This is a genomic window from Nocardia sp. NPDC058497 (assembly GCF_042720195.1).
Taxonomy (GTDB): domain Bacteria; phylum Actinomycetota; class Actinomycetes; order Mycobacteriales; family Mycobacteriaceae; genus Nocardia.
This window is the reverse complement of record NZ_JBHXMY010000937.1, coordinates 1-1,490: the sequence shown is the minus strand read 5'-3', so window position 1 is coordinate 1,490 and position 1,490 is coordinate 1. Positions and strand designations below refer to the sequence as shown.

At 65.8% G+C, this 1,490-nt stretch carries 1 pseudogene; it reads right to left on the bottom strand.

The annotated features are described in order from the left end of the window. Nucleotides 1–113: 113 nt before the first annotated feature. A pseudogene (locus ACFWPJ_RS32620) lies at nt 114–1,490 on the bottom strand (AAA family ATPase); the annotation flags it as partial.

Genomic DNA, 1,490 nt, shown 5'->3' with positions numbered 1-1,490 from the left:
CAACTAAACCTCAAAAAACTTCTGGAACGAAGGCAAACAAAAAAAAAAAAAAAAAAAAAAAAAAAAACAAAAAAAAAAAAAAAAAAAAAACACAAAAAAAAAAGAACGACGGCGAACAGGAAGTCGGCCAGCGACTTCGCCAGCTCCGTCTTACCCACACCGGTCGGGCCGACGAACATGCACGACCCTGTCGGCCGGTTCGGATCGGCGACCCCGGCCCGCGCCCGCCGCACCGCGTCCGACACGGCCCGCACAGCCTCTTCCTGCCCGACGACACGTCCGGCGACCTCGGTCTCCATCCGCAGCAGCTTCGCGGTCTCGCCTTCGAGCATCCGGCCGACCGGCACCCCGGTCCACGACGAGACGACGTCGGCGATGTCGTCGGGCGTGACCTCCTCGTTCAGCATCACGTCACCGTCCGGCGCCGCGCCGCTGACCTTCTCGGCCGCGGCGAGCTCCTTCTCCAGCGCGGGGATCCGGCCGTAGCGCAGCTCGGCGGCCTTGCCCAGGTCACCGTCGCGCTCGGCGCGCTCGGACTCCCCGCGCAGCGCTTCGAGCTGCTCCTTGAGTCCGCGCACCGAGTCGATCGCCTTCTTCTCGTTCTGCCAGCGGGTCGTGAGCTGACCGAGCTTCTCGCGATCGTCGGCGAGTTCGGAGCGCAGCTTCTCCAGTCGCTGCTTGGAGGCCTCGTCGGTCTCCTTCTCCAGCGCGACCTCTTCGATCTCGAGCCGGCGCACGGCCCGCTCGACCTGGTCGATTTCGACCGGTCGCGAGTCGATCTCCATGCGAAGCCGCGAGGCCGACTCGTCGATCAGGTCGATCGCCTTGTCGGGCAGGAACCGGGAGGTGATGTAGCGGTCCGACAGCGTCGCGGCGGCCACCAATGCGGAATCGGTGATGCGCACGCCGTGGTGCACCTCGTAGCGCTCCTTGATGCCGCGCAGGATGCCGATGGTGTCGGCCACCGACGGCTCACCCACGATGACCTGCTGGAACCGGCGTTCCAGGGCCGCGTCCTTCTCGATGTACTTGCGGTACTCGTCGAGCGTGGTCGCGCCGACCAGGCGCAGCTCACCGCGGGCGAGCAGCGGCTTGATCATGTTGCCCGCGTCCATCGCGGAATCGCCGGTGCCGCCCGCGCCGACGATGGTGTGCAGCTCGTCGATGAAGGTGATGATCTCGCCCGCGCTGTTCTTGATGTCGTCGAGCACCGCCTTGAGCCGCTCCTCGAACTCACCCCGATACTTCGCGCCCGCGACCATCGCGCCCAGGTCCAGCGAGATGACCTTCTTGTTGCGCAACGATTCCGGCACGTCGCCTTCGATGATGCGGCGCGCCAGACCCTCGACGATGGCGGTCTTGCCGACGCCGGGCTCGCCGATGAGCACCGGGTTGTTCTTGGTGCGGCGCGAGAGCACCAGCACCACCCCGCGGATCTCGGTGTCACGGCCGATCCCCCGGGCGCGCGTGGGCCCCCCGGCGCACCCGCG